Annotated in this window: 13 protein-coding genes, 1 tRNA gene and 5 pseudogenes; 6 read left to right on the forward strand and 13 right to left on the reverse strand. The window is 34.8% G+C overall.

Features of this window, described 5'->3' with window-relative positions; translation table 11 throughout:
- Nucleotides 1-190: 190 nt before the first annotated feature.
- From WG932_RS27975 to WG932_RS28015, 9 genes are all read right to left on the reverse strand, one after another.
- Complete coding sequence (locus tag WG932_RS27975) at nucleotides 191-4,291, reverse strand: hypothetical protein (RefSeq protein ID WP_483086096.1); 4,101 nt, start codon at nucleotides 4,289-4,291, stop codon at nucleotides 191-193.
- Between the two features lie 200 nt (nucleotides 4,292-4,491).
- Nucleotides 4,492-6,438: a hypothetical protein gene (locus WG932_RS27980; protein WP_483086097.1), complete on the reverse strand. Its 1,947-nt coding sequence runs from the start codon at nucleotides 6,436-6,438 to the stop codon at nucleotides 4,492-4,494.
- Nucleotides 6,439-6,503: 65 nt separating this feature from the next.
- The gene (locus tag WG932_RS27985; RefSeq protein ID WP_483086098.1) at nucleotides 6,504-7,334 is read right to left on the reverse strand and encodes a hypothetical protein; all 831 of its coding nucleotides are present in this window, start codon (nucleotides 7,332-7,334) and stop codon (nucleotides 6,504-6,506) included.
- Entirely contained in the window at nucleotides 7,331-8,434 is a 1,104-nt protein-coding gene (locus tag WG932_RS27990; RefSeq protein ID WP_483086099.1) for a hypothetical protein, read from the reverse strand. Before WG932_RS27990 ends, WG932_RS27985 begins: the two co-directional genes overlap by 4 nt.
- A gap of 53 nt (nucleotides 8,435-8,487) precedes the next feature.
- Nucleotides 8,488-9,657, reverse strand: coding sequence for a hypothetical protein (locus WG932_RS27995; protein ID WP_483086100.1), 1,170 nt, complete (start codon nucleotides 9,655-9,657; stop codon nucleotides 8,488-8,490).
- Nucleotides 9,658-10,075: 418 nt separating this feature from the next.
- Nucleotides 10,076-10,969, reverse strand: a complete 894-nt coding sequence (locus tag WG932_RS28000; RefSeq protein WP_483086101.1) for a hypothetical protein — start codon at nucleotides 10,967-10,969, stop codon at nucleotides 10,076-10,078.
- 554 nt (nucleotides 10,970-11,523) lie between these two features.
- Nucleotides 11,524-12,177 (reverse strand): LuxR C-terminal-related transcriptional regulator, encoded by a 654-nt coding sequence (locus WG932_RS28005; protein WP_483086102.1) that lies wholly within the window; start codon nucleotides 12,175-12,177, stop codon nucleotides 11,524-11,526.
- 84 nt (nucleotides 12,178-12,261) lie between these two features.
- Entirely contained in the window at nucleotides 12,262-14,073 is a 1,812-nt protein-coding gene (locus WG932_RS28010; protein WP_483086103.1) for a sensor histidine kinase, read from the reverse strand.
- 1,579 nt (nucleotides 14,074-15,652) lie between these two features.
- Entirely contained in the window at nucleotides 15,653-15,862 is a 210-nt protein-coding gene (locus WG932_RS28015) for a hypothetical protein (RefSeq protein WP_483086104.1), read from the reverse strand.
- A gap of 436 nt (nucleotides 15,863-16,298) precedes the next feature.
- On the opposite strand from WG932_RS28015, the gene WG932_RS28020 reads away from it, so the two are divergent.
- Together WG932_RS28020 and WG932_RS28025 are read left to right on the forward strand one after the other, a co-directional pair.
- Nucleotides 16,299-16,466 carry a hypothetical protein gene (locus WG932_RS28020; protein WP_339677780.1) on the forward strand — a complete coding sequence of 56 codons (168 nt, stop codon included), beginning with the start codon at nucleotides 16,299-16,301 and terminating at the stop codon, nucleotides 16,464-16,466.
- Between the two features lie 182 nt (nucleotides 16,467-16,648).
- Nucleotides 16,649-16,928 (forward strand): annotated as a pseudogene (locus WG932_RS28025) (IS1634 family transposase); the annotation flags it as partial.
- A gap of 405 nt (nucleotides 16,929-17,333) precedes the next feature.
- On the opposite strand, the gene WG932_RS28030 reads toward WG932_RS28025, so the two are convergent.
- From WG932_RS28030 to mltG, 4 genes and pseudogenes are all read right to left on the reverse strand, one after another.
- Nucleotides 17,334-17,417 (reverse strand) — tRNA-Ser (locus tag WG932_RS28030).
- 122 nt (nucleotides 17,418-17,539) lie between these two features.
- Nucleotides 17,540-18,375, reverse strand: a pseudogene (locus WG932_RS28035) (YihY/virulence factor BrkB family protein).
- A gap of 155 nt (nucleotides 18,376-18,530) precedes the next feature.
- A pseudogene (locus WG932_RS28040) lies at nucleotides 18,531-18,946 on the reverse strand (acyl-CoA thioesterase).
- Nucleotides 18,947-19,996, reverse strand: a complete 1,050-nt coding sequence (mltG, locus tag WG932_RS28045) for an endolytic transglycosylase MltG (RefSeq protein WP_483086105.1) — start codon at nucleotides 19,994-19,996, stop codon at nucleotides 18,947-18,949.
- Between the two features lie 220 nt (nucleotides 19,997-20,216).
- On the opposite strand from mltG, the pseudogene WG932_RS28050 reads away from it, so the two are divergent.
- The 4 genes and pseudogenes from WG932_RS28050 (at nucleotide 20,217) to WG932_RS28065 (ending at nucleotide 25,218) form a co-directional block, all read left to right on the forward strand.
- Nucleotides 20,217-20,844, forward strand: a pseudogene (locus tag WG932_RS28050) (L-threonylcarbamoyladenylate synthase).
- A 63-nt stretch (nucleotides 20,845-20,907) separates the two neighbouring features.
- The gene (locus tag WG932_RS28055; RefSeq protein ID WP_483086106.1) at nucleotides 20,908-21,537 is read left to right on the forward strand and encodes a WbqC family protein; all 630 of its coding nucleotides are present in this window, start codon (nucleotides 20,908-20,910) and stop codon (nucleotides 21,535-21,537) included.
- A gap of 90 nt (nucleotides 21,538-21,627) precedes the next feature.
- A pseudogene (locus WG932_RS28060) lies at nucleotides 21,628-24,152 on the forward strand (ATP-dependent Clp protease ATP-binding subunit).
- 241 nt (nucleotides 24,153-24,393) lie between these two features.
- Nucleotides 24,394-25,218 carry a hypothetical protein gene (locus WG932_RS28065; RefSeq protein WP_483086107.1) on the forward strand — a complete coding sequence of 275 codons (825 nt, stop codon included), beginning with the start codon at nucleotides 24,394-24,396 and terminating at the stop codon, nucleotides 25,216-25,218.
- The last annotated feature ends 102 nt before the right edge of the window (nucleotides 25,219-25,320 follow it).

The raw sequence follows: 25,320 nt of genomic DNA on the forward strand, positions 1-25,320 counted from the left end.
TCAATTTTGTCATTCCTTTTTCCAATGATTTTAATGCAGTCGCTGAATAAGCCTTCTAATGGAGTGTTCCAAGTCAATAGAAACAAATCCTTCCCCGTATTATTTTTAATTTTAAAATCTACAATTACGTTTTCACTAGAAATATAGCTACTGAGAACGGTAAACTTGGTCTTTAATTTTTCCATCTTATTTATTTTTTAAGTTTGAAAATTGTATCCGCATAAAATATTGGCAAGTTACTGTTAGCATCATCTTGACTATAAATGGTGTAAGAAAATGCTGAATACCCATTAGTCTTGTCAAAGGCAGAAAATATTTCATCAATTTCCTTTGGCAAAACTCCATCACTTTCTATTTGCTTAATTGGAATAATAGGAAGCGGCTTAGAATTAACTTTTGGAAAGTTTGTGTCAATATCAACAAGATATTTTGCGGTAGCTTTAAACGGTAGAGCCTCTGTTTTACTGTTGAAATTAAAAACCTGTTTCAAAAATGAATCAGTATTTTTAATTGATAGTGCTGTATAATATTTAATCAATGGTGTAGCAGGAGTTGAGGGTTGTACTGAATCAGTTATATACCTAAATTCGGGGTTATTTACATCGAAATTTCTTTGAGCTGTTATAATGGGTAAGATTGAGAATCCATTTTGTCTTCGATTGAAAGCATTAAAACCACTGACAACAATCTCTAATTTTGATTGGTCAGGCAGTTCTACAAGCAGATCAGAATCAAGATGTGATTCAAAAACTAACCACTTGTTGCTTTCCTTTTTTAATGTAAAGTCACGAAGGGTGTCCTCTTTAAAATCTGATAACCTTAATGGTTTTTTATTAGCAATAAAAAAGGAATGTAGATCATTTACAAAATCCTCCCATCTGAAATTATTTCCTTCTTGACTGGATTTTGATATTTCAGTTGACCAATATGTAATTAATCCTTCAAAAGTGGCATTAGACTCTTTTGATTTATTTAATCTACTTTGAAGAATTAATTTTACATAAATCCTATCACCATTTTTATAATTATCATCAATGTTTAGGCAATATTCCCATTCACCAGCAGATGGCAATGCTTTACTATTAATTTTCCATATATTTTTCATATCAGCCTCAAGATTTGATTGAATGGCTTCATGTTTATTTATTACAGGCTTTGAAGGAAATTCTCTGACAATCTTATTCCACTTGGTAATATCGTAAGATGATAATTCTGGATCAATTGGATCAATTAATTGAAGCCATTGAGAATTTTTTATTTCCACATCTGGCTGCCTAAAATCTCCTAACTCGACATGAGTTATTTTTGGTTGGATTGTAAAATTGATGGGCTCATCTATGGATTCCGCTTGATCAAAGAATATATTCCAATTCGCCAATTCTGTGATTTTTGAAGAAATAAGATTGTAGTTTTTTTGAGAATCAAGACTGACACTTAGTCTGTAACCATGTTTCTTATTTTCTTGATATTTTAGTATTGAGGGGTTCTCAATTTTTGAACTTATAATGCCATCATAAGCATAAAAATTAGTTAGTTTATTAAGATTAATTTCCTTGAATTCATTCTTTGCGTTTGTCTTGTTTACTTCTATTTCTTTCATTACCCAATCAACTTTTTCTAATAAATAATCGTCTGATGTAGCTATAGCTTTTTTTACAGAAATAAGTTTTTCTATGAGAAATTTGTGATTTGTTTCTTCTGTCGGATTGTTGGCTTTTAGTTTTGATGAAATAGAATCCTTGTCCAAAAGAGAATCAATTTTTTCTAAAACAATTCTTAATCTTTTATCTAAGTCAATGTTATTGAATTCAGAAGACTTGCCATTAAACTTGTACCTTCCAAACCAAAGTTTATTGCTTATTGGTTTAATACCTAAGTGGGACATATCAGCTTTGAATTTATTTCCTACTAAATAATCAGATTTAACCTTTACTTGTTTTAATATCTTGTCATTTATCAAATAAACTACTTTGTCAAGATTTCTATTGACGGAGATAGCCAAAGAATATCGGTTTGACTTAATTTCATCTGACTCTTGTGTTTTCTTCTTTATTACTCCATTTAAAGATTTGAGATTAGAAGTTCCATCATCACCATTTGATGCTTGAATTCTAGAAGTAACTTTTTCTACCGCTTCATACTCCCATATTGACACCTTTGATTTTAAGTCTTTGAAAAAGTGAGCAATATCAGAAGATGTATAATCGCTATCTAAAGCATCTTGAATTGTATTTTTATTTCTACCCAAACTAATTGTAAAACTAATTTCACTTTCAATCTCATTAGCTTTCAATCCATTCGTAGTCAATGTAAACTCAATTGGTTTCTTAGAATCTTTTGAAGGCATTTTTTTATCCTTAAATATCGAATCAATGTCTGTAATTAAAGACTGAATCTTATCCTTGATTTGAGTTTGCGCCTCTGTTCCGCTGTAGTTGCTTATGGATACCGAAATTCCAGTATCAACTAGTTGTGCTAAGATTGTATAAAGTGAATTGAAAACCCCTTCTGCGACATTACTGATTAATTGTAAATCATAATCATTTATTGATTTACCGAAATCATATTTATAATTGTTACTCGCATCCTTAGAGATACCAGCAAGGTCTAATATTTCTCTAATATCATAATCACCTTTCATTGTCCAGTTTAAAGAATTTGAGTCTTTATCAAAATCCTTAAACCAATATGAAAACTTAATTAGAGGCCAAGCATCAACTGGAATGAGTTTGTCAAAGTATAAATGTTTATATTCCTTTTCATCAAAATCAATGCTGGTTCTAAATCCATAAATATCACGAAGGCCGAGTTTTAATTTGTATTCCTTACCAACTGTAGAATATCGGTTGATGTTGTAAATGTTGTTGTCCGTATTCTTAATTAGCGGTGAAATATGTGAGTAAACCATAGTTCCATTATTAACCAACTCCTTTTCACCATTTATATCTTTAGTTGGACTTGTTGGCATGATGGGAAGGATTTTATCCTTACTAAGAATATCCTTTGATGCTCCTTTTAGTTTTAAGCCAAACTCAAGAGGGAGGTATTGCTGATAGTTTTCATTGTTAGAAGTTGATTTTATTACTTCAAATCCAAAATCATGTGTTGGAATTGTGGGATGATATTCCAACACTGGTTCTTTATCCTGATTTAATTGTTCAATATACAGATACAATTCGTTCTTGTCTAATTCATCAAAAACTACTGTATTCTGTTTTACATTTAAGGTATTGAAGAAATATGGAACTTCTTTCTGCCCAGATTCAAATGAAACTATAATCTCTTTAAGGTCTTTTGGAAATTCGGTTGAGTTGTTAAAAGCTAAATAGTAACCGCCACTATTTGTTGTAAGTGCCTCCCAAACCAATCTTGTAAAATTCCTTTTCCCTGTGTCTAAAGGATTGTTTGAATCCTCTATAAATTGATTTAGAGTAGATTCAATCTCTTTCTTAGAATTAAGTGTGTCAAATATTGGAGGTGCTGTTCTAGGCGATAAATTTGTTTTGACAATTGTTGAACCTATAGATGTCAACTTAATCAGATTAGTTTGCCCATTATTCTCAATTTTGCCATAAAATGAAATGTTTTCAATATCAAACCGCTCTTCTTTGAGTAGGGTAATTAGCGTTAAATCATCTGCAAGAACATTATTCAATTCGAGAACAACTTTACCCATCCTTCCTTGTTCATCTATATTTTGAAAATGTTTTACCTGAATTTGAATATTCAAACACTTACTCAATTCAATTTCATAGTTATTAGGTGAAATAGAAGATGCAAACATTTCATCTTTAATTGAATTCCCTTTAGAGTTTTCATACTTCGCTGCTGTTAATTCAAATGAAAATATTGAACCAGCAGCTTTTTGATTTCGGATTAATGATCCATGCTTGAATAATTTTTTCGGAATTTCATAGAACCTGCCGTTTTCTGAATTGTCAGGATTTAAAACCTTTTTGTGATTTGATTGAATACCTAATGTTACATTAATTAGTTTGTAAGGTCGTATAAACTTTATTGGCTCAAACTCGTTTTTCAATCTAACTAAATTAAACCCATTAGAATTTTCGAATCCATCTACGAATTTCCAAATACCTTCAACTGATTCTTTTTTATCATTTCCACTTCCGTAAATATTGCTTGTAATATCTTGCCCTTCAATTGAAATTTTCGTCTTACTCCAATCTCTGTTACCTTTAATAATTGGCTTAGTTGTTTTAGTTTGTTCAAATAAAGAGTTTATTGAAATCGTTTCTTGATTAGCAAGATTCTCATCTATTGGTAATCTCAATCCGCTATTGTAGAAATAATTTAGTTGACCAATCAGTTCCTCGATACTTTCATTTGTTTCTACCGGTTTACCCCAGGTAGAATTATCAATGCTGAAAGAAATATTTCCGTTTGAAACTTTTATAAAAGGATCATATGATTCACCTTTCTTTTCTTTTGGATTAGCTTTGCTATATGATTTTTCAAGTGTGAGTAAAGCAACTAATTTAAAAAATTCAGGAATAGTAAAGTTTTCTCGTAAATCAACTTTTGGAAAGTCAAGTAATTTTTTTTCTTTTCAGTCCTCTCTATGAATTGCGTTTTATAAGAATCAAAAAAAGCTTGCAGTTTATTGAGATACTCTTCACCTATCTCTTTACCATTAATATTATTAATAGCATTTATTTGAACTTTAACTTCATTCTTCCCATCTTCCAAATCCGAAACAAGTTCCTCGATCTTAATTTCAAATCCATCTTTTATTTCATTGCCATTAACAATGATTTTGCTTGATATTGGAGCAGGTATTGCCTGATAAGGACATTTAATGTTTTTCAGGGTTGAGTTAAATTCTTTACAATCTTCAATCTCTATCGATTTTTTAAATTCTTCAAACTCATCAATATCATCATATTTTTTAAATAAAAAATCTTTTTCAAGGATGATTTTTAGTTTATTCCAATCATTTTCATTAGTTCCATCAATAAACTTAGGACGATAGTTTGGTACTGTAATATAAACCTCATCACCATTTAACTTGCTCGTTAATAGTATTTCTCTTAGGTTTTCATATGTAACTTTACCTGTTCCTACTACTTCTTCAACCTTTAGAATAAGGTCATTGATAAATGGTTGAATTATTTTATCCTTGAAAATATTATTCTTAGATGAAACTAGCTTTCCATCCTTCATATTAACTCCAAAAAATGGAATATAGAAGTTACATACCAGCAAAGTTTCTTCCTTTTCTGTTTCTGATTCTTTTCTTCGAGTGAAAGTAGGAATTAAAACCATTGGTACTTCCCTCAATGATTCTAATATCCATTCGAATGGATTTAAATTACTTGCTTCTTTAAATTTAAATAGTTGTTTTGATGCAATTTTGTTTGATGAACGACTTCCTCCAATACTATATTCAAATCTTATATAAGCCCTGAATCCTAGATGAATTATTAGACACCACCTTTTTCTAAAAAATTTGACGCAGAAAAGTGTAACACTAATTGCTACTATTACTTCTCCTTCAATATAAACTTTTACAGGTTGAATGCCCTCGCCTTTTCCTTCTATAGGCTCTCCTAAATAAACAAGTAGCAAGCCAAATTCTGCTCTTAGTGAAAGATAGATTGACGCTTTTATAATAACAAAATCTACATATCCTACCAGTTCGGCTATTGCCCCAACCCTTCCCAATACAGCAAAATGGTCAGGAAATAATTCAGCCAACCCACCTTCTTTCTTAAATGCGAAAGCACCTTCAAGAACTCCATAAACGCTTATTGATGCCCCAATAAATAAAACACCTTCATTGAGGTAAGCTCCTAACCCAACCCTCATGGCAAATCCTGCCTGAATAATGCTTAAGTTTTCTTCAGAATAATCATCTGAAATGTAGTCCTTGAATAAGGTTAAAGAAGCTATTTTGGACTTCGTCAAATAAAAGCCAAACCAACCAACGAAAGGTGGCACCGTGTTTAACTGAATAAAACCAGACCTTGACCAATCATTACCATTTTTGGGGAATCCAACATCTCCTTTCCAGTCTCCGTTTGTATAAATCTCTATTCCAATGTTTGGAAGACGAAGTATTGCTCCTCCTATATTTTGATTACGTATAGCATCCGGAAGTTGAATTTCAGTAGAGTAAACACCTAAGCTGTCTGATAATTTTTTGTAAAGAATGTCGATGAAAAAGCCTTTTAGAAATTCTCCTTTAAAGCCAATATATATACCGTAAAGCTTTGGATCATTGAAAATGAATTTTATATCTAGTGTTTTTGCCCATTCCTCGGATATTAGAGACATAACATCTTCCGAAGCTATAAACCAATCTCTTTCAGGTTGATAGCCAATATCATCAGGCTTTATTTTGCAGTCTTCTAATTTTGCTATAAATGCTTTTCTTGATTCCTCAATAGCTTTTCTAGTTGTTGATGTATTAATTGTCACCTCAGGCCCTGACCGTTGTCCTACACCTAAATGAAGTTTGCTTGAATCATTATCACTGAGGTTAATTAACCAAGCAATTTTTTAGAACCAGAATTTCGGAAATCAGAAATAATAACCCCATCAAATCTTGTATTCTTCTTTGGTATTTGGGTTCCAAATATTGTAAGTTTGGCATTATTCAATCGTAGGAAATATGCCTTGCAATCTGCATCATTCCCGGTGTTCTTGGGATTGAACTTACCAATAGTCAATTCTTCAACATCCAACTTTAGAGCACCAAATAAATCTAAATGTAAACCGTTAGTGCTTGGTCCATTTAATTTAAAGCCAATAGCAAATCCTCCATTGAAAGTCCAACCAAGAAGTAGTTGTCCTTTTAAATCTTTTAATCCACCTAGGTTTCCTAATGTTCCTAAATCGAAATCAAAAACAAAAGAGAATAGATTGCCAAAAGTATTTGGTTTCCAATCAGGCCAGTCAAAAGTGATAGAAGGAACTTTTACGGGGAAGAAGTCAAATTCTGGTTTCCCAAAATTGAACATACTTCCACTCTGTATCACTGGAAGTCGAAAATTTTGGAAATGACTGAGTCGAATTGGAAAGCTGCTTAGAAAACCATTGCCTTCAAAGTTGATTGTTGGGAGAACAATAATTTTTGATAAATCAAATTTTGGTAATGGGATTTTACCTCCTGATAAACTGAATTGTAACCCAATATTTTGAAAAACTAGTCCATCAAATGAGAATATGTCTTTAACATCAGCAAGCGTATCAGAAAATTCAACTTTGGCATCTATATCAAATCTATATTTGTCTTTACCAGCAATACTGAACCCGACTTTCTTTAATTCAAGATATTTGATTATTGCACCATTGAAATCAATATTTCCATTCATATACCCTGCAAAGGATATTTCGCCTTCTCCTGTTGAGTTTTTTGATAACTTCCTTTCAACTTGATTAAATTACTAACAGCTTCATTACCATCTTTGCATTTTCCTTGTCCGTCAGGTTTTACCAAGGTATCAGAATTGTCAATACACTGAAGCCCTATCTTTATTGTATCATCAAAAAGTTCTGAAACTTTCAAAAATGCTTTAGTGTCAAAATCAGTAATACTTGAGTTTGAAAATTTTATATATAATTTGGAAAGAACAAATCGATATTGATCTTTACCTAAATGGTTTAGAATCTTAACTTTATCATTAGTGCTTTTTAATGGGTCATAATCTATCAAACCATAAAAAGAAGTTGATTTAATCTCTATTTTGCCATTTTCAATTTTCGTTTTATTTACAGGGAAGGCCACATATTGAAATTTAATCGGAGTTTCCAGTTTAATTATATCAGAATTATCGGGCTGTTCGCTGTTAAAAAATTTCTGTGAGGAAGATAGTCCCTTAAATATTGGTGGTAGATTTTCTGAATTAGAAATAGGGATATTAAGAACTAAAACTCCATTCCAATTTTCATCATCTAGAATTGATGTGAAATAGTCGTCTGTAAAATTTTTACTTTCTACAATTGCTCTTTGAATTGCATTTAAATCATCATTTAACAATCCTTCGTTTGTCCAAAGCTTTAAGTCACCAATTAACTTTGATAATTTTTCACGGTGAAACTTAAAAAGAACAATAGATTCTGAATTTGTTGTCCGTTCAGGATGAGGAACTCCATGGTTATCCTTCGGATAGTAAGAACTTGTTAAATCAACAACGAATTCTATTTTCTTGTCTCCTGATGATGAATCTTTGTTGATTGCAAATCGTGCAAAAAGCTTTGCATTTTTTACGGTGTCACAATAATTCTTGAAAAGTGCAGGAGTTAAAACAAAAAATACTTGGTCTTTTCTAAGTGATAGGTCTAAGTTTTTATCAATGCCTTCTAGTGAAAATTGAAATTTGCCGTCTTTGTTTTGTTCTTCTGCAATAAACTTATAACCAGTTTGCTTTTTCTCAAATCCTTGAGGTGTAATATAATCCTCAGTACTTTTCAAATACTCAACTTCATTTGTTGATTTGCTCAACAAATTAACTTGCTGATGTGCCTTTAACCTAATTTTTTAAATACTTCTTCCAAATCAAACAGTTCGGGATTGTCTTTAAATGAAAGAGTTGGAATTATAGGAAATGCTTCTTTAACAATTACTGGCTTGTCTTTATTATCATTAAAGGTTATAGATTCATACGGTAGTTCGGCTAAATTACCGGTTACAAGATTTTTAAAAATAGGGGATTTTTCAGAATCAAGTTTATAGTTTAGTGGAGTAATTTTTAAAAGAGATGTTCTCGTTTTTTCGTTATGCTTTTTAAGCAAGACATTCTTTTCATCAACAACAATATTTTCTGAATCTTTAAATTCTATTTCTACCTCCTTTCCTACATTTTTAAAAGTTTCAGTTCCCGAGGAACCTAATAAAATTTCTGAATTATTTATCGTCTTTAATTTCAATTTACCTAAAGGTCTAAGGATATACTTATCCCATTGTGGGTCATTACCTCCTGATACGCTATTGTCAACTACTCTTGAAAAACAAAAAGACAAATCGCTGTTATCAAAGTCGGAATAATATTTCCTTCCTAAACTATCAATGAAATTAGTTTTAAGATTTGGCTTTGATATTTTGAAATTGCTTAGGTATTTGTTATTTAATGAATCATAAACCTGTTCAAATGGATAATAGGTTCCAGAAAACTGTGCATTATCTAGATCGTCTTTGTCAAATAAATCCATTGTAAGTAGAGATTCTTCGTTGGAAGAACCTAGAAGCCTACTTTCAGATATAAAGCCAATTTTCCCATTTATGAATGAAGCTTTAGTCTTACTAAATTGCGATGCTAACATTAAAGAGCCTTTTGACTCTGAGGTAACATTAAGATCTAAAACTAATTTATTTAAGATAGTCCCCGACCTATTTATTAAAAAGTTGATGTTTTCTGGATGAATGAATAATATTTTTTGATTTTCAACAACAATTTCCATATCAACATCTTCATCCCAATATATATCAAATCTATGTTTAGTAGTATTACCTGGAACTGGTGTTGTAACCAATTTATAATCTGAAATTTTGTTTTTATCAAGTTTTAAATATTTTCGTCTACTGAAATAATTATTTCCAAATTCACCATTTAAGGAAGTGTAATCATCTAACCATAAGAAATAACCTGTAATTGTGATATGATATAAAATTTCATTAAGATATTTTGTATCAATCATTGTAACATCGCCGATACCTTTTATGAAACATAATATCCATTTGTTACTAGATTTAATAAACGTATTGTCAAAAATAAGTTGAGAGTTCGTTTCTGACAGTGAATAAATGAATAGCTTCACCAGACTATCATTTGTAAATTCTTGCTCAAAAAATTGGTTGATAATATACGATTGAATTTCATTTTTTATTTACTTTTAAAGTTATCCCCTGGCAGAATATAGGTTTTATAATCTGATTTTTTGAGATTTATTACTGTTCCTGAAAATTCTCTTTTAATAAGATATTGGGGTTTGATATAGCTGTTAGATATTAAATCAAAAACCGTATATCCAAGTGGTACAAAAATCTTGTTCGAATTAATTTCAATTAAAATTAGTGGGACGATTGGGCTTCTTTCTCCAAAAATTGCATACTCATCTATTTGGTTACAATTATTGAAGTTAAAATCAAGCAACGATAAATCCTGTTTATAAAAATCAGACTATTGCACCTTTCAGGATTTGAGGTGCAACATCTGTCCACATGACCAGAAGGACTTGTACTATTGCTATTAGTTCCTATTAAATACTTTTGAAACAAGAATAGGTAAGGTGAGCTGTTCAACGTTTCCGTGAATTCAATATCTATACTTGAAGATAAATACTTAATTCTATTATTGTCTTTATAACGATTATTTTGAACTCTATCTTTCGGATAGCTTGGACCAAAAAATGGATCAAACTTAAAATAAACGTTTCCATTTTTCGTTTGGTATTTTGTGTTACTTATAATAGATTGACCTGTAAATTGAAATCTCCATGTATTATTTTGTAAAGCATTTTCTATTTTATCTCTTTCAAGTGGAACTTGAACAATCGCAGATTTCTTTTCAGGGTCAGGATCATTACTATCCAATACTGCTTTGATATAATTTAAATATAGATGTGTGTTTGTAACATCATCTGAGGTTCTTGAATCATAAAGTATAGAATGATCTACTCGTAAATGGATTTTAGGACTTAAAGGTATAAGTGAAAAAGAATTTTCTTGTATTAGACCATATCTTGCCAATGAAGCTTCTTGGGGTATGGGTATCATTTCATAAATTTTTTCGACTATATTTTGAGAAATACTTGATGGCCAATTATATACCCCCATTTTCTCCTTTTCTGAAAACTTTATCAATAACTCCATAGCTAATAATTGAAAATTACTTTTAATTTCATCAGGATTACCTTTTAACATGTTTTCGTAATCTATTTGTAGTAAAAACATATTTCCATCTTCACTGTATTTTACAATTGCCAAATCAAGAATTTTATCATATTCCAAATCACAGTCGATTTTTCTATTTTTTTATTAGATTTTTTTTTAATAGGAACTTCTTTGTTTATTTTTTGCTTTCATCACATCCGAAGCATTCTGTGTCAAAACAAACCTGACCTATTCCTAATGCGTAGGGAGTGTAAGTGGCTTTTCTGATTGATTGAATAACATTATAATAGTCACTTTTTAGATTATTCATATGGACATAGTGATATCTAGTTCCATTCTTGAGAAGCGCTTTATGATTAAATATTGATTGTAATCGCAAATGTATATTTGGTGGAAGTATGAAATCACCTTTATTTCCGGAAATTTCTCTTATTCTGTATGCACTATTACATTGTATAAAAAGTAATAGGTAAAGAATGATAAAAACGTAGTATAACAGCTTCATTTATTTTTACTAATTTGGTTATTTTCTATTTTGAATACATATTCTATGTTTCTATGGAACCATCAATTTTATATGACACTTCCAATACTAAATTATTCAAAATTTATGGTTCATCTGAGCGAAATACCTAATATCGAGCATTTAAAATTTCAACTAAATGAAATATTCATAATGAATATCTGTTCGTATTAAAACCCTTCACAATCGCCTCCCTCCCAGAATGTACCTGCAACTTCTGATAAATATGCTCCAGATGCTTCCTTACCGTCTTATCAGAAATAAACAACTGTTCTCCAATCTGCCGCACCGACATTCCTTTCTTTAACCATTGAAGCACCTCCTGCTCCCTTTTGCTTAATTTTTCGATTTCAATAGGTAAGCCTTCTTGAATTTTTGGTTTAGTCTTTAGATAATTCAATGCCATGCTTGCTAATGAAGGGGAAAGAGGTAGACCACCCTCAAGCACTTCATCGATAGCGTTTATTAATAGATGTGGCCTTATTTCTTTGAGCAAATAACCGGATGCCCCTGCCTTTAAAGCTTCAAATAGTTTCTTTTCATCATCCATCACTGTTAGCATTAAAATCTTTAGATCGGGATATTTTTCTTTAGCTAGCCTCGTAGCCTCTATCCCATCCATTTCCGGCATCGATACATCCATTAACACCACATCTGGAAAGGGTTCTCTATCCAATGCTTTCAAGGCTAGTATTCCATTCCGCTCTTCCCATAGTAAAGTCAAACCCTCCCCCATTGCTAACTTGTCTCGGATATCTTGACCAAGTTGGGCATTGTCTTCAACGAGTCCGATTTTTATCATTTTTTTGAAGGGGTAGAGATAAATTGATATTATCAAATATAAAGAATAGAATTACCGCTGTCAATACGTCAAATGACGTAATTATTAGGTAGTTATAGGTATGATAATTTGTATTTCTGTTCCTGAATTTCCGGATCTTAAATCTAGAGAACCTTCCATTTCTGTAGCCCTCTGGCGCATATTCTCAAGTCCGAATCCATATGAGGATTTCTCTGGATCGAAACCGATGCCATTGTCTTTAATCACCAGGTTTAGTTGAGGTGGATTAATTCTCAGTTCAACCACTATTACATCGGCTTGAGCATGTTTAATGATATTCGCGATTGCTTCCTGAGTTAGTCGCATCAGGTGCACGGCTGCCTCTGGTGAAAGGATGATATTTTCAGATGGATTTGAACAGTGCCATTTTAACTGGGGATATTTCTGACCTTCCCATAGGTTCTGTAGAAACCCATGTAGCCTCAATGCGAATTGGCAACAAGTAACTTCTTTCTTATTTAAAATCCAGATGGTTTCCCGAAGGTATTGGTTGGTATCCCTAGTGAAATCACGTAACTGTTGAAGTTGTTTTTGCTGTGAATTGTCTGCTAAAGAAAGGATATCTAACCTTGAAATAATATGGGTAAGTTGAGAACCTATGCCATCGTGCAAGTCTCTAGCGAGATGTTCTCGTTGTCCATGGAGTTCGTTGTTTATACTTAGCGAGGAAATTTTTAAATCCTGCAATTCACGCTCAGCATCCCAAAAAGCTTTTTGCTGCTCCATATGTAACATGGTTAGTTTCTCCTGAGCGTCTCTTATTACCTGTTGACGAACGATCCATCCAATCGCAATCAGCAGAATTTGAGCTGTAAGCGCTATCCTTAAAAACAGCATATCCGGAAAGTGAAGGTTAGCAGAATTTATGTTGACCAAGATAAAATTAGCGGTGAAAAACACAATTACAAATACCTCAGAAGCCAGCAAAAGCCAAACAGGTTGGAATTTGCGTTGGATTGCATCTTCTAAATAACTACCCCAAAGAACGGTTATGGAAATTAGCATGAGTATTCCGAACCAATAACCAGTACTATAAAGAATGTCATTGGAATTACTGTAGCCGTAATTGGTTAGAAAGATACAACCGGATACGGCAGCGAAAAACCACCAGGGACTTATCCGAAGCCACCATTTTGGCGATAGGCTGGGAATGACCAGAAATTTTCGACTAAACAATAAGAAAAAACATATGCCCAGATTAAGAAAATATGGGTTTTGGATGGGGTTGTAATACTTGTACAAAGATGGTGCAAGATATATTCCCCATCCATCTAATAACAACGCATATACTGAAAAACAAGTGATATAGGCTGCGAAATAATAATAGATGCGCTTTTGTTGGATAAAATAGGCAGCTAGGGAGACAAAAAGAACTGTTAAAATCATTCCAATATAAAACGCCCACCTCCAATTGGATTCATTTGAATAATGGATAAATTCTGGCTGATTCCAAAATTTCACAAAGTATTTCATAGGATAACCTGCATAATTATCCCCATGGATAATCACATCAAAGTTTTGATAATTCATAGGAAGCGCTGTCAGAAAATAGCGGTGCTTCAGCGGATTATAATTTATTTTTGACAAATGGGAGAATCCAGTGGGTGTAAACTTATGAATCTTACCGGTATTGTCAATTAGCCATATTTTTAAAGTATCAATAAAAGGAGTCTGCAACTCCATAAATATGGGTTGGGCTGTTTCACTGTTCACCTTGATGTTAGCCCAGCCTGAACCTCCATTGTTGCCGAAATTGATAGCTGTAACTTCTTTCCATTCATGTTTGGGTAACGTAAGGATATCTGGAAAGGTATATAGAGAATTGGCATCATAAAATTGAAAAATTTGTTTTACCATCACAGGAGATTTAATGGTAATGCTGTTTTTCCCCTTCGCTGGCTTAATAACCACCAGCTACCAATACCTAGAAGCCCTACAATGAGCAAAATCTGGGGCACGAATTTAAAAAACGTTCGATCGGTTTTAATAAAAATTGAAGTTAAAATAAATATTATATCAACTACAATTTAATTATATTATTCCACATTTTTATGTTTGTTAAATCTATTAATAAAATTTATCTTTTAACAGAGGAGTGATATCAATAGTTATTTACTTCCATTATGGTCTTTGATAGTCGGTAATATATTAATTCCAACCGAAAATTTGAATTGGGGAGATATGCCAAACCAATGACCCACCAAAGTTATGGGCTATTTCTTCACATGCATCCGGGTTGATTGTCTGAGATGTTCCATGAAACTACGGCATAATAGGAGGTGACTGACAGAGATTTTTTTATTCCGTTCCTCCTTGTGCTTAGTGAAAAACTCCCCATGGCATGGGCTTATCATTCATTTAGCCCTCCAGCGACCTCGGTAAGCACATTATGAAACGTTTTAATCTATTATCAGAACCCACAGAGATGCTTTATAACCAGGGGAAATCTGCCATGACGGACTACCGTATCATCGCTGATAAAAAATCAAAATCAATTGTTCCCAGGATGTTTACAATTGTATGAAACCTTTCCTTTATGACGAAATGGTTGAAAATTTTTAAATTTTATTGCTGATCAGGATATCGAACCTGACATCGTTCTTTGACAGTTTGCAATTATTTGCCACTGTAAAAGTTTGCCGGGCTTTGTTCAACAATATTTTAACCGCACTCTTGAAATCCTTAAATCACTAATTGTTTTTTTTATTAGATTGCGTTTAAAACACTTTACCTTGGTTGTCATATTGTAATTAATATTATGTCATTTAAAAAAAGGGACAGTTGAGTAAATCTCCGGAGAGACTTAAACATCTTGGGAACTTTCTTTCGAAACTATTTTGGAAAAGAGAAAGAAAAGCGGAAAAGGAATTAATTAGAGAGGAGTTGACGGAAACTGAAAAGGACATTAAAAATTTGAATAACTAAGTCAACGAACTTGTAAACACTTTTATTGCACTTTCGTCTAATGCATATAGATAAAGAGGTGCCCATCCTTCTTTTCTGGTCCTGTTACATGCATATGCATGGTCTTGGTCCCCACATTATTAAAGGAGGTTTTTAAATTTCCCCTCCGGCTTCTTCTCCCAGTCGACTGGTACCAGATTCAGTATTTAAGTCGGTTTCTCAGCCATTCATCCATGAATTTTAGATTGGCGTTAATACTGGCAAGCCTGTCCTGAAATAGTCAGGGACGTTAATTGTTTATCCATTCCTTCCATACCTCGGTCAGAATTCGGAGACTCTCCTCGAAACTATGGTTTGGTCTTCTTAATGATCTGCATGACCTTGCGTTTGAGTGATTTCCAACTTTTCTTTTTCACCACTAACTGAATCAATGGAGTGTAGATGAGGGATAACCTTTTAGGATTTTAACGTCCCTTACACGCGCCACTTACGTCATCTTTAGTATTTTCCCAAACCCATATATTTTCAGGTTTTAGTTTTCGTTTTTTCCATTCCCAATAAATTCTGTGCCGTCCATGTCAGCCTCCATGCGGGGAATTACCATGTACCCGGCGACATTCAGAATTTCTTCAAATTTGAACCACACAAACTGTTTATCACTGTTTAGGTAAGGTTCTTCTAATGTAGGAAGGAGTTTTACCGCCCTTTGTTCCAGATAAGCAAAAGGATATTGCGGAATCATAAAATGACAACAAAAAACAACTTTGGGAAAGTAACTGAAACAACTCGGAGGAAGGATATTAGAATCAACTCGATTTTAACATCCTCTTTTCACACGTTTTACTAATTAATGACTAATTGGTTGAATTTAGAAGAAGAACATAAACCAGAAATTCCTTCAAATCCTCATTTGCAAACGAAAATCTGAAAATACTAGTCAAACCAATGACTCACCAAAGGTATGGGCTATTTCTTCAAATGCATCCGGTTTGACTGTCTGAAATATACCAAGGAACTACGGCATAATAGGAGGTGATTGACTGAGGTTTTTTATCCGTTGCTTAGTGAAAAACTATCCCGCCTATCATTTATTTAGCCCGCCAGTGCCCACGGTAAGCACATTATGAAACGTTTTAATCTATTATCCGAACTTTCTTTATAACCAGGGGAAATCAGCCATGACAGACTACCATATCATCGCAGCTATCGCCAATATTCAAGTTTACAAAGCTCGGGAGATCCTTGCCATGGCAAGCAATAGACTATCGGAATTGGCCAAGTGGGACATGGAAAGATGGCTGAAAATAGAAGGGATTGGATATGCCGGCTATGGTAACTTCATTTGAATTGGGTAGAAGAAGGATGTTTGAGCAACCGGATAAAAAAATCAAGATCAATGGTTCCCAGGATTTGTATGAAACCTTTCCTTTTTTCTGGTTTGTGCGGGTGCTTTTTAGTTTAAAATTTTAATTCTGTTTTTCAGTATCGAAAATTTGCGATAATGGGTGTCTCAGTATATTTTTAACCTATGTTTATCAGGCGAAAAAGAAATGCTAGTGGTAGTTTTAGTGTACAAATTATTCAAAAAGTAGGTAGGATCAACAAAGTTGTTAAGACTATAGGTTGTTCTTCGGATGGAAGTGAGTTGGATACTATGGAACGAGAAGCTAGATCAGAAATTGATCGGCTTAGAGGGCAGGCAACCATTTTTTACCAGAGTAAAGAACATTAGCCTTACCCCAAATCTGCCCACAATTTTCAACATTTTGAAAGAATTGGTCATCCCTTTTAAAATCCTTGGGCATGTCAATCTGGAATTTAAGTTGAAAACTTCAATTATCTGGCAAGATTTTAAAATGAAGAAACTTTCATTTTCAGCAAATAAGGCTTTAGAACTAATAATAAAGATTTATCAGGTAGGAGTGTATTGCCAAAATCTAAAACCTACACCACGTTACTTTTAAAACCAACTGGTAAACACCAAAAACATATCAAATCTATCATGAAAATTTAGCTTGGGTGTCCCATCGCACTAAACAAGAAAAAAAGTAACTATAGCGACTTTAGGTAGTTATGGTTTTGTTTAGCAGAGAAGGAGAGGATCGAGCGTTAAAACCAGTCCAGTGGACTAATTTATCGAGGGGCCGGCTTGTAGGGTGGCTCCCGACGACTCTAAACGAGAAAAGCCAGGTATAAAACCTGGCTTTTCGATGCAGAGGAGGAGGGATTCGAACCCCGGTACCTCGCGGTACAACGGTTTTCAAGACCGCCGCATTCGACCACTCTGCCACTCCTCTAGTTGGGTCTGATGCTTAATTTTGACTCGAAAAATCTTCTGATCTTACAAGTCTTTGTTTTATAATTTTCGATCACTTCGCTTTTGATGTGAATCGGAAGGCAAAGGTAGCCCTAATTCTAATTAATGCAAATCCTTAAGGGGTAAAATTTTTGTAAAAAATGCTAATTTTTGAAAGTGAAGGACTTGTTTTTTGGGTGGCTTGGCGTGCAATGCCTTTTGTAGGCTTACATTGATCTCATAACCGACTAAAACTAAAATGGAGGTTATCCAAAGCCAAAGCATAAGTGCCAACATGGTGCCGATAGATCCATACAATTTATTGTAGCTCGCAAAATTGGTTAGGTAATAGGAGAATAAGAAAAATCCCAAAGTGATAAGTAAGCCTGACACTACTGCTCCTGCGGAGAAAAATTCCACTTCTTGCTAACAGCAGGAGCCACCCTGAAAATGTAGGCATTGGTGATGACGAATAGTAGCAACAATACAAAAAACCTGAAAAAGGCTAGAGAATAGTAATAAATATTGTTGGATACAAATTCAAATTCTGAGATTTTGAAGAGCAATTCACTTCCTAAAATCATGATAATAACAGCCCCACATATGCTAAGCACCAATACCAATACGATGCTAACAGCTATCATTCTGGTTTGAAAAAAGCCTCTGGATTCTTTTGTACGGTAGACAGCATTGAATGCATTCATCAAGGAGATTACCCCGTTTGTGGACAAATAAAGTGCAAAGAAAAAACCCAGTGATAACATGCCCTGACGTGGTTTGCTGACAATATCCATAATGGTGGGCGCTGCCTCATTATATATGCTTTCCGGTAAGATATCACTTACAAATACCAGAATATTTGACATGGTGACGTCATGTAAAAAATACTGGATATAGGGAATCATGTTCAATAAAAATAACAACATAGGAAATAGGGCAACAGTAAAACTGAATGCCATGGCGCTGGCTCGTTCAAATACATCATCTTTCTGCAAGTGATGCAAGAAAATTTTGCCTACATCATATAAGTTTTGGGCAGGATTGCCAAAATGAATAGGCTTGAGAAGAAGCGCCTTATCGCTTAATCGCTCCAATATGCTGTTGAGTTTTTCTTTCACTCCTTTGAATCGAAATAGGGTTTGAGAAGATCTATAAACCTCGCAGGGGGCCTACATGGCCTATGAGTATCTGTTTTCAAAAAGGTAAGCAAAGTTTCGCCTACATGAATAAGCTCCTCTTTCTCATTGAATATTTCATAATGAAAGCGGATGCGCACACCCGGCATTTCTTTGATGCTGGTTCTGATGGTCAAATGTTCATCGTACCTGCCGGGTAAAAAAACTTGCTGTGATTTTCTAACACAGGCATCATTACGCCACTTTCTTCCATCTCACGGTAGGAATATCCAACACTGCGAAGTGCTTCCACCCTTCCAACTTCATAATAGGTGGCATAATTGCCGTAATATACATAACCCATTTGGTCCGTTTCTGCATACCTTACTCTTAGCTTGTGCTCTTTTATAAACATCTATTTGAAAATTTTTGCTGCGTTTAATGCATTTTGATAGCGTCGGGCATTGATCATATGATCCCTTAAATTGGTGGCAAATGAATGGTAACCCGAAAAATCTTCTTTGGCACAGAAATACAGGTAGTTATGTGTTTGGAAATTCAGTACGGCATTCAAAGAGCTGATTTCAGGTAGCACAATAGGTCCCGGAGGCAGACCGGCATATTTGTAGGTATTATAAGGACTTTCTACTTCCTTGTGTACATTGAGCACCCTTTTAATGGTGAAATCCTTAAGGGCAAACAATAATGTTGGATCTGCCTGTAAAGGGATTCCTCGCTCCAATCTATTGATATAAACTCCTGCCACTATGGGGCGTTCATCTGCTTTATTTGTTTCTGATTGAACGATGGAGGCTAAGGTGGCTACCTCCAGAGGTGTCATTTGTATGGCTTCTGCTTTGGCAAGTCGCTCTTCTGTCCAGTACCTCTCGTACTCCTTATACATGCGTTCAAACAATTCTAGGGGGCTAATGGTCCAATAAACTTCATAGGTATTGGGTATAAACATGGCCATTATTGTCTGACTATTGAAACCGTATTTTTCTACAAAAGCTTCATCTTGAATAACGGATAAAAAATCATCTTTTCCCATTTCCAATGTGCTGGTGATTTTCTCTGCCAACTCTTCCTTTAACCTGATGTTATTAAAGGTAATATTGACGGGAGTCTGTCTACCGGATCGCAGTATGGTGATCAATTCTTTGTTGGAAAGCTTTGGCTCAATAACGTAATGCCCCGGTTTTACCCCTCCTTCAGAATAATTCATGACCTTGGCCACAAAGCTAAAAGTAACCACCTCGTTTACAATTTCTCGATCGAGAAGCTCCTGCCTCACTTGAGAAAAAGTGCTGCCTTTTGGAATGTTTAGTACCGCAGGTTCGTCACTGTCTATTAATACATTGGGTGAGAAAAAGGCTTGGTAAAAATAAAAACTTAAAGAAGTGAGTAGTACAGAGAATGCAACTAGTCCCACTAAAATGTATTTTCTTTTTTTGTCTGTTAGCATTGTATCTATTGACTTTCCGGCCAATCAAAGGCCATTAATTGACTCGGCTTATGGTTTGTTTGAAGTTACAAATATACTATTTAATCAGCTAGATGCTTTTTATGAAAAATAATTTATATTTAAAATTGATACTTGGCTTTTATTTTGTGGTTTAATTAGTTTAATTTAAGCATAATTAAAAGCAGTGTATTGGCCTGTCCAAAGCTAAGTTGAATAAAATATGGCGGCGGTATTTATCAAATTGTATCCTGAAAACCCTGATCCGAGAAAGATCAGTCAGGTAATTGATGTTTTGCAAAAAGGGGGGTGATCATTTATCCAACCGATACAGTCTATGGCATGGGCTGTGATATATTCAATCAAAAAGCCATTGAGCGGATAGGCTTAATTAAGGGAGTAAAACCAAAAAAAGAACATTTTTCTTTTATTTGCTATGACTTAAGTAATATCTCAGAGTATACAAGATCTTTGAGTACGCCCGTTTTTAAATTAATGAAAAAGGCACTTCCCGGGCCATTTACATTTATTTTGGCGGCGAATAATAAAGTGCCTAAATTGCTAAATAGCAAGAAAAAACTGTTGGGATAAGAGTTCCTGACCACAGCATACCACGCCTGCTTGTAAAAGAGTTGGGCCAGCCCATTTTAACCACTTCTATCAGAGATGAGGATGATGTCATTGAGTACAGCACTGATCCGGAGCTTATTTATGAAAAGTACAAGGACCTAGTGGATGTAGTTATTGATGGCGGTTATGGAAACAATGTTGCCTCCACAGTAGTGGATTGTTCCTCGGATCAAATTGAAGTAATAAGGGAAGGATTGGGGGAAATTTCGGAAATAATGTGATAATTTCTTCGTTTCTTTTGCCGGTGGCATTTCTTGAGATTAACTTTCGGGAAACCGAATAAGATGACCAAGGAAAGTAAGGTATTGACGACCGATTTATTGTATTTGCCTCCTCTGGCATATTTTGTTGCAATAAATGGAGCCAGTGAAATACATGTGTATACCAATGCAAAACTGAATAGGCAATCCTATGCAAACAAGGCAGAGGTACTTCTGGCCAATAAAAGGGAAACCCTAACTGTGCCGGTACATGGTTTAAGAAAGAGGCTTGCAATAAAAAATGTGAAAATAGACTACCATCAGAAATGGTTGAATGTTCACCTGAGAGGAATAAAAAGTGCTTATGGAAAATCACCATTTTTTGAGTATTTTTATGATGACTTGGAACAAATATATTTGCGAAAGCCTGAATTTTTAATAGATTTAAACTTGGAATTACTGACACTTTGTCTTAAATTTTTACGATGGAATGTCAGTTTGGTAGTAAAGGAGGAAGAAGAGCGTAGTAGCCAAGAAAACGATTTGAGGGGCTTAATTCACCCTAAGTCTCTGATAGACAAGGGGAAATTTTATAAACCATCTCCCTACGTGCAAATTTTTGGCGCAGACTTTGTTCCTAACCTCTCCATTGTGGATTTGTTGTTTTGTGAAGGTCCGGCGGCTAATGAAGTTTTGAACCTTTCCCGAAAATAATTGAACATTAAGTGAAAAAATTGTGTTTATAAACAAGTTCATTTGTATTAAATTGAGATTGAAATATTACCATAATAAAGGAAAGATATAATGGAAGCAAAATTTTCAAACAGAGTAAAAGAGGTGATCTCTCTTAGCCGCGAAGAAGCTTTGCGCTTGGGTCATGATTACATCGGTACAGAACACCTCTTGTTAGGAATGATTCGTGAGGGTGAAGGTGTAGCTGTTTCCATTCTAAAGAAGTTAGGTGTACCATTGGACGAGTTGAGAAACGCGGTGGAGCGTGCAGTGAAAGGTACGGCCAATCACAACGTAAAAAATCTTGCCAATATTCCCCTGACCAGGCAATCAGAAAAAGTACTGAAAATAACTTATTTGGAAGCTAAGATTTTCAAAAGCCAGTTGATAGGGACAGAACATTTATTGTTGTCAATTTTAAGGGACGAGGACAATATTGCCACGCAGATCCTTCAAAAGTTTGATGCTACCTATGATACAGTTAAGGAAATGTTAGAATTTCAAACCGACCAAACGCCTAGATCAGGTACCGAGGCCGATGATCCCGATGAAGAAGGTTCTAAATTATTTGGTGCTTCAGGAGGTTCATCCGGAGGATCGAAAGGCGCTGCAGAAAAATCCAGGACACCTGTTTTGGATAATTTCGGAAGGGACCTAACCCGTATGGCCGAGGAGGACAAGCTTGACCCAATCATCGGCAGGGAAAAAGAAATTGAAAGAGTGGCCCAAATTCTTTCCAGAAGAAAGAAAAACAATCCGATTTTAATTGGGGAACCTGGTGTGGGTAAAACAGCCATTGCTGAAGGTTTGGCACTTCGAATTATCCAGAAAAAGTTTCCAGAGTTTTGTTCAACAAAAGAGTGGTAACCTTGGATCTGGCATCACTTGTTGCAGGGACTAAATATAGGGGACAGTTTGAGGAGCGAATGAAAGCTGTGATGAATGAGTTGGAAAAGTCTCCAAATGTGATCTTATTTATCGATGAGTTACATACAATCGTTGGTGCCGGTGGGGCCAGTGGATCTCTGGATGCTTCCAATATGTTCAAGCCTGCACTTGCAAGGGGTGAGATACAATGTATAGGTGCCACTACTTTGGACGAATACAGACAATATATTGAAAAAGATGGCGCTTTGGCGAGAAGGTTTCAGATGGTGATGGTTGACGCCACCTCTCCTGAAGAAACGGTTCAAATCCTTGAGAATATCAAAGATAAATACGAAGACCATCACAATGTAACCTATACACCCGAAGCTATTCAGGCATGTGTCAATCTTTCTGATAGATACATCTCTGATCGATTCCTTCCTGATAAGGCCATTGATATATTAGATGAAGCCGGAGCTAGGGTGCATATCAACAATATTCATGTTCCTGAAAATATTCTTAAACTCGAGGAAGAGGTTGAAAAAATTAAAATTGAGAAAAACAGGGTTGTAAAAAGCCAAAAATATGAAGAAGCGGCTCAACTTAGAGATAAGGAGAAAAAGCTTTTGGAGCAATTGGAGAATGCCAAAGCCAAGTGGGAAGAAGAAAGCAAAACCAAGCGTTATGCAGTAGAAGAGGACAATGTCGCTGAGGTAATTGCCATGATGACAGGTATACCTACCCGAAGAATTGCCCAAAATGAAGGGGCCAAGCTTCTGAATATGGGTGAAGAGTTGAAAGGTAAGGTTGTGGGGCAAGATGATGCCATCAAGAAATTGACCAAAGCCATACAGCGGACAAGAGTAGGTTTGAAAGACCCTAAAAAACCGATAGGTTCCTTTGTATTCCTAGGGCCTACAGGTGTAGGAAAGACGGAATTGGCAAAAATGCTTGCTACTTATCTGTTTGACAAGGAAGACGCTCTTGTGAGAATTGATATGTCGGAATACATGGAAAAATTCAGTGTTTCTCGACTGGTTGGAGCACCTCCGGGCTATGTAGGCTACGAGGAAGGTGGGCAATTGACAGAAAAAGTCAGAAGAAAACCTTATTCTGTAGTCTTACTGGATGAGATTGAAAAAGCGCATCCCGATGTATTCAATATCTTATTGCAAGTATTGGACGATGGAGTTTTGACAGATGGTCTAGGAAGAAGGGTAGATTTTAGAAATACCATTATCATTATGACTTCCAATATTGGAGTTAGAGACTTAAAGGATTTTGGTGCAGGCATAGGTTTTGCCTCCAAGGCGAAAGAGGAGAATATGGACGAGGTAATGAAGTCCACCATCCAAAATGCGCTCAAAAAGGCATTTAGTCCTGAATTCTTGAATAGGTTAGATGATGTAGTGATATTCAACTCTTTAAATAAAGAACATATCCATAAAATCATTGATATCAATTTGAAGAAATTGTTTGCCAGAATTACTGACTTGGGCTATACCATTGAACTGTCAGAGAAAGCTAAAGACTTTCTTTCCGAAAAAGGATATGACAAGCAATATGGTGCCAGGCCTTTGAATAGAGCCATCCAGAAATACTTGGAAGATGCGCTTGCTGAAGAAATACTCAAAGGAGAATTATCTGAAGGAGATGTTATTCTAGCAGATTATTCCGGAGAAGGAGATGAGCTGGAAATTAGAGTAAATAATAAAGAGAAAGCTGATTAAAATTGGTTATCTATTTCGATAAAAAAGGACAGTGAATTTCACTGTCCTTTTTGATGTTATGCCTGATAAATAGAAATTAATGGATGATTTTACTTGAACCTTTTTATGGAGCACATAGTTATTCTTTAATACAATTGTCAGATGAGCAGTGAATACCAAGATAAAGTTTGAAAAATTTGAACCATGAGTTAAAAAAGTGCCCCGATGAGTTTTTTATTGAAATGCTACTGAAATTATTTTTTTGCTTTCAATCATACCCTTTTTACTTTCTGAAAAACTTCAGAAAAAGTATGACATGAAAATCAATGCACAAATAGAGTACACCTTGTTTTCGGGACCGAAGAAAGTGGCATTGGTTGGAGAGAAATTTATTGAAGAAACCAGTGGTATGGTAGTTTCAAGAAAAAACCCATCCTGGATATACGTTCACAATGACAGTGGAGGAGAACCTGAGCTTTATATTATTGACACCTTAGGGACTTACCTAGGTACCTTAAAAATTGAAGGGGTAAATAATCGGGATTGGGAAGATTTAGCCATGGGGCCGGGTCCAATCGAAGGAGAGAATTACCTTTATATAGGTGATATAGGAGATAATTTTGGCAGAGCTGAGGAGTTGATCATTTACCGAATTCAGGAACCCGATCAACTTGAAAGTGAGATGAGTGCCAAACCTGAAATAATTAAGCTAAAGTATCCGGATGGTCCCAAAGATTCAGAGACCTTGCTTGTGGATCCAATTAGTGGCGATCTATTTGTATTGACCAAAAGGGAGTTCAAAAATACACTTTATAAGGCAGCTAAGGATTTATTGTTGGATGGGAATTCAGTGGATCTTGAAAAGGTATTGCAGTTGCCTATCACCCTCTCAGTCGGAGGGGATATTTCTGCCGATGGTTCCCAAGTGCTGATAAAAAATTATTGGGTAATTTATTATTGGACAAGGAAAGAAGGAGAAACCTTGGAAGAAACTCTTTCCGGAAAAGCTGTTTTGTTGCCTTATGAGCCTGAACCACAGGGGAAGCCATTGCCTTTGAGCCGGAAGGGGAAACCTATTTTACATTGAGTGAAAAAAAGTTGCGGATAAACCCGGTTTTATACAGATACGATAAAACTACAGGCGGTGACTAATTGTAAGGGAATTTGAATAATTCTTTATTTTATAGAA

It is taken from the genome of Cyclobacterium sp. SOCE241 (genome assembly GCF_056867545.1).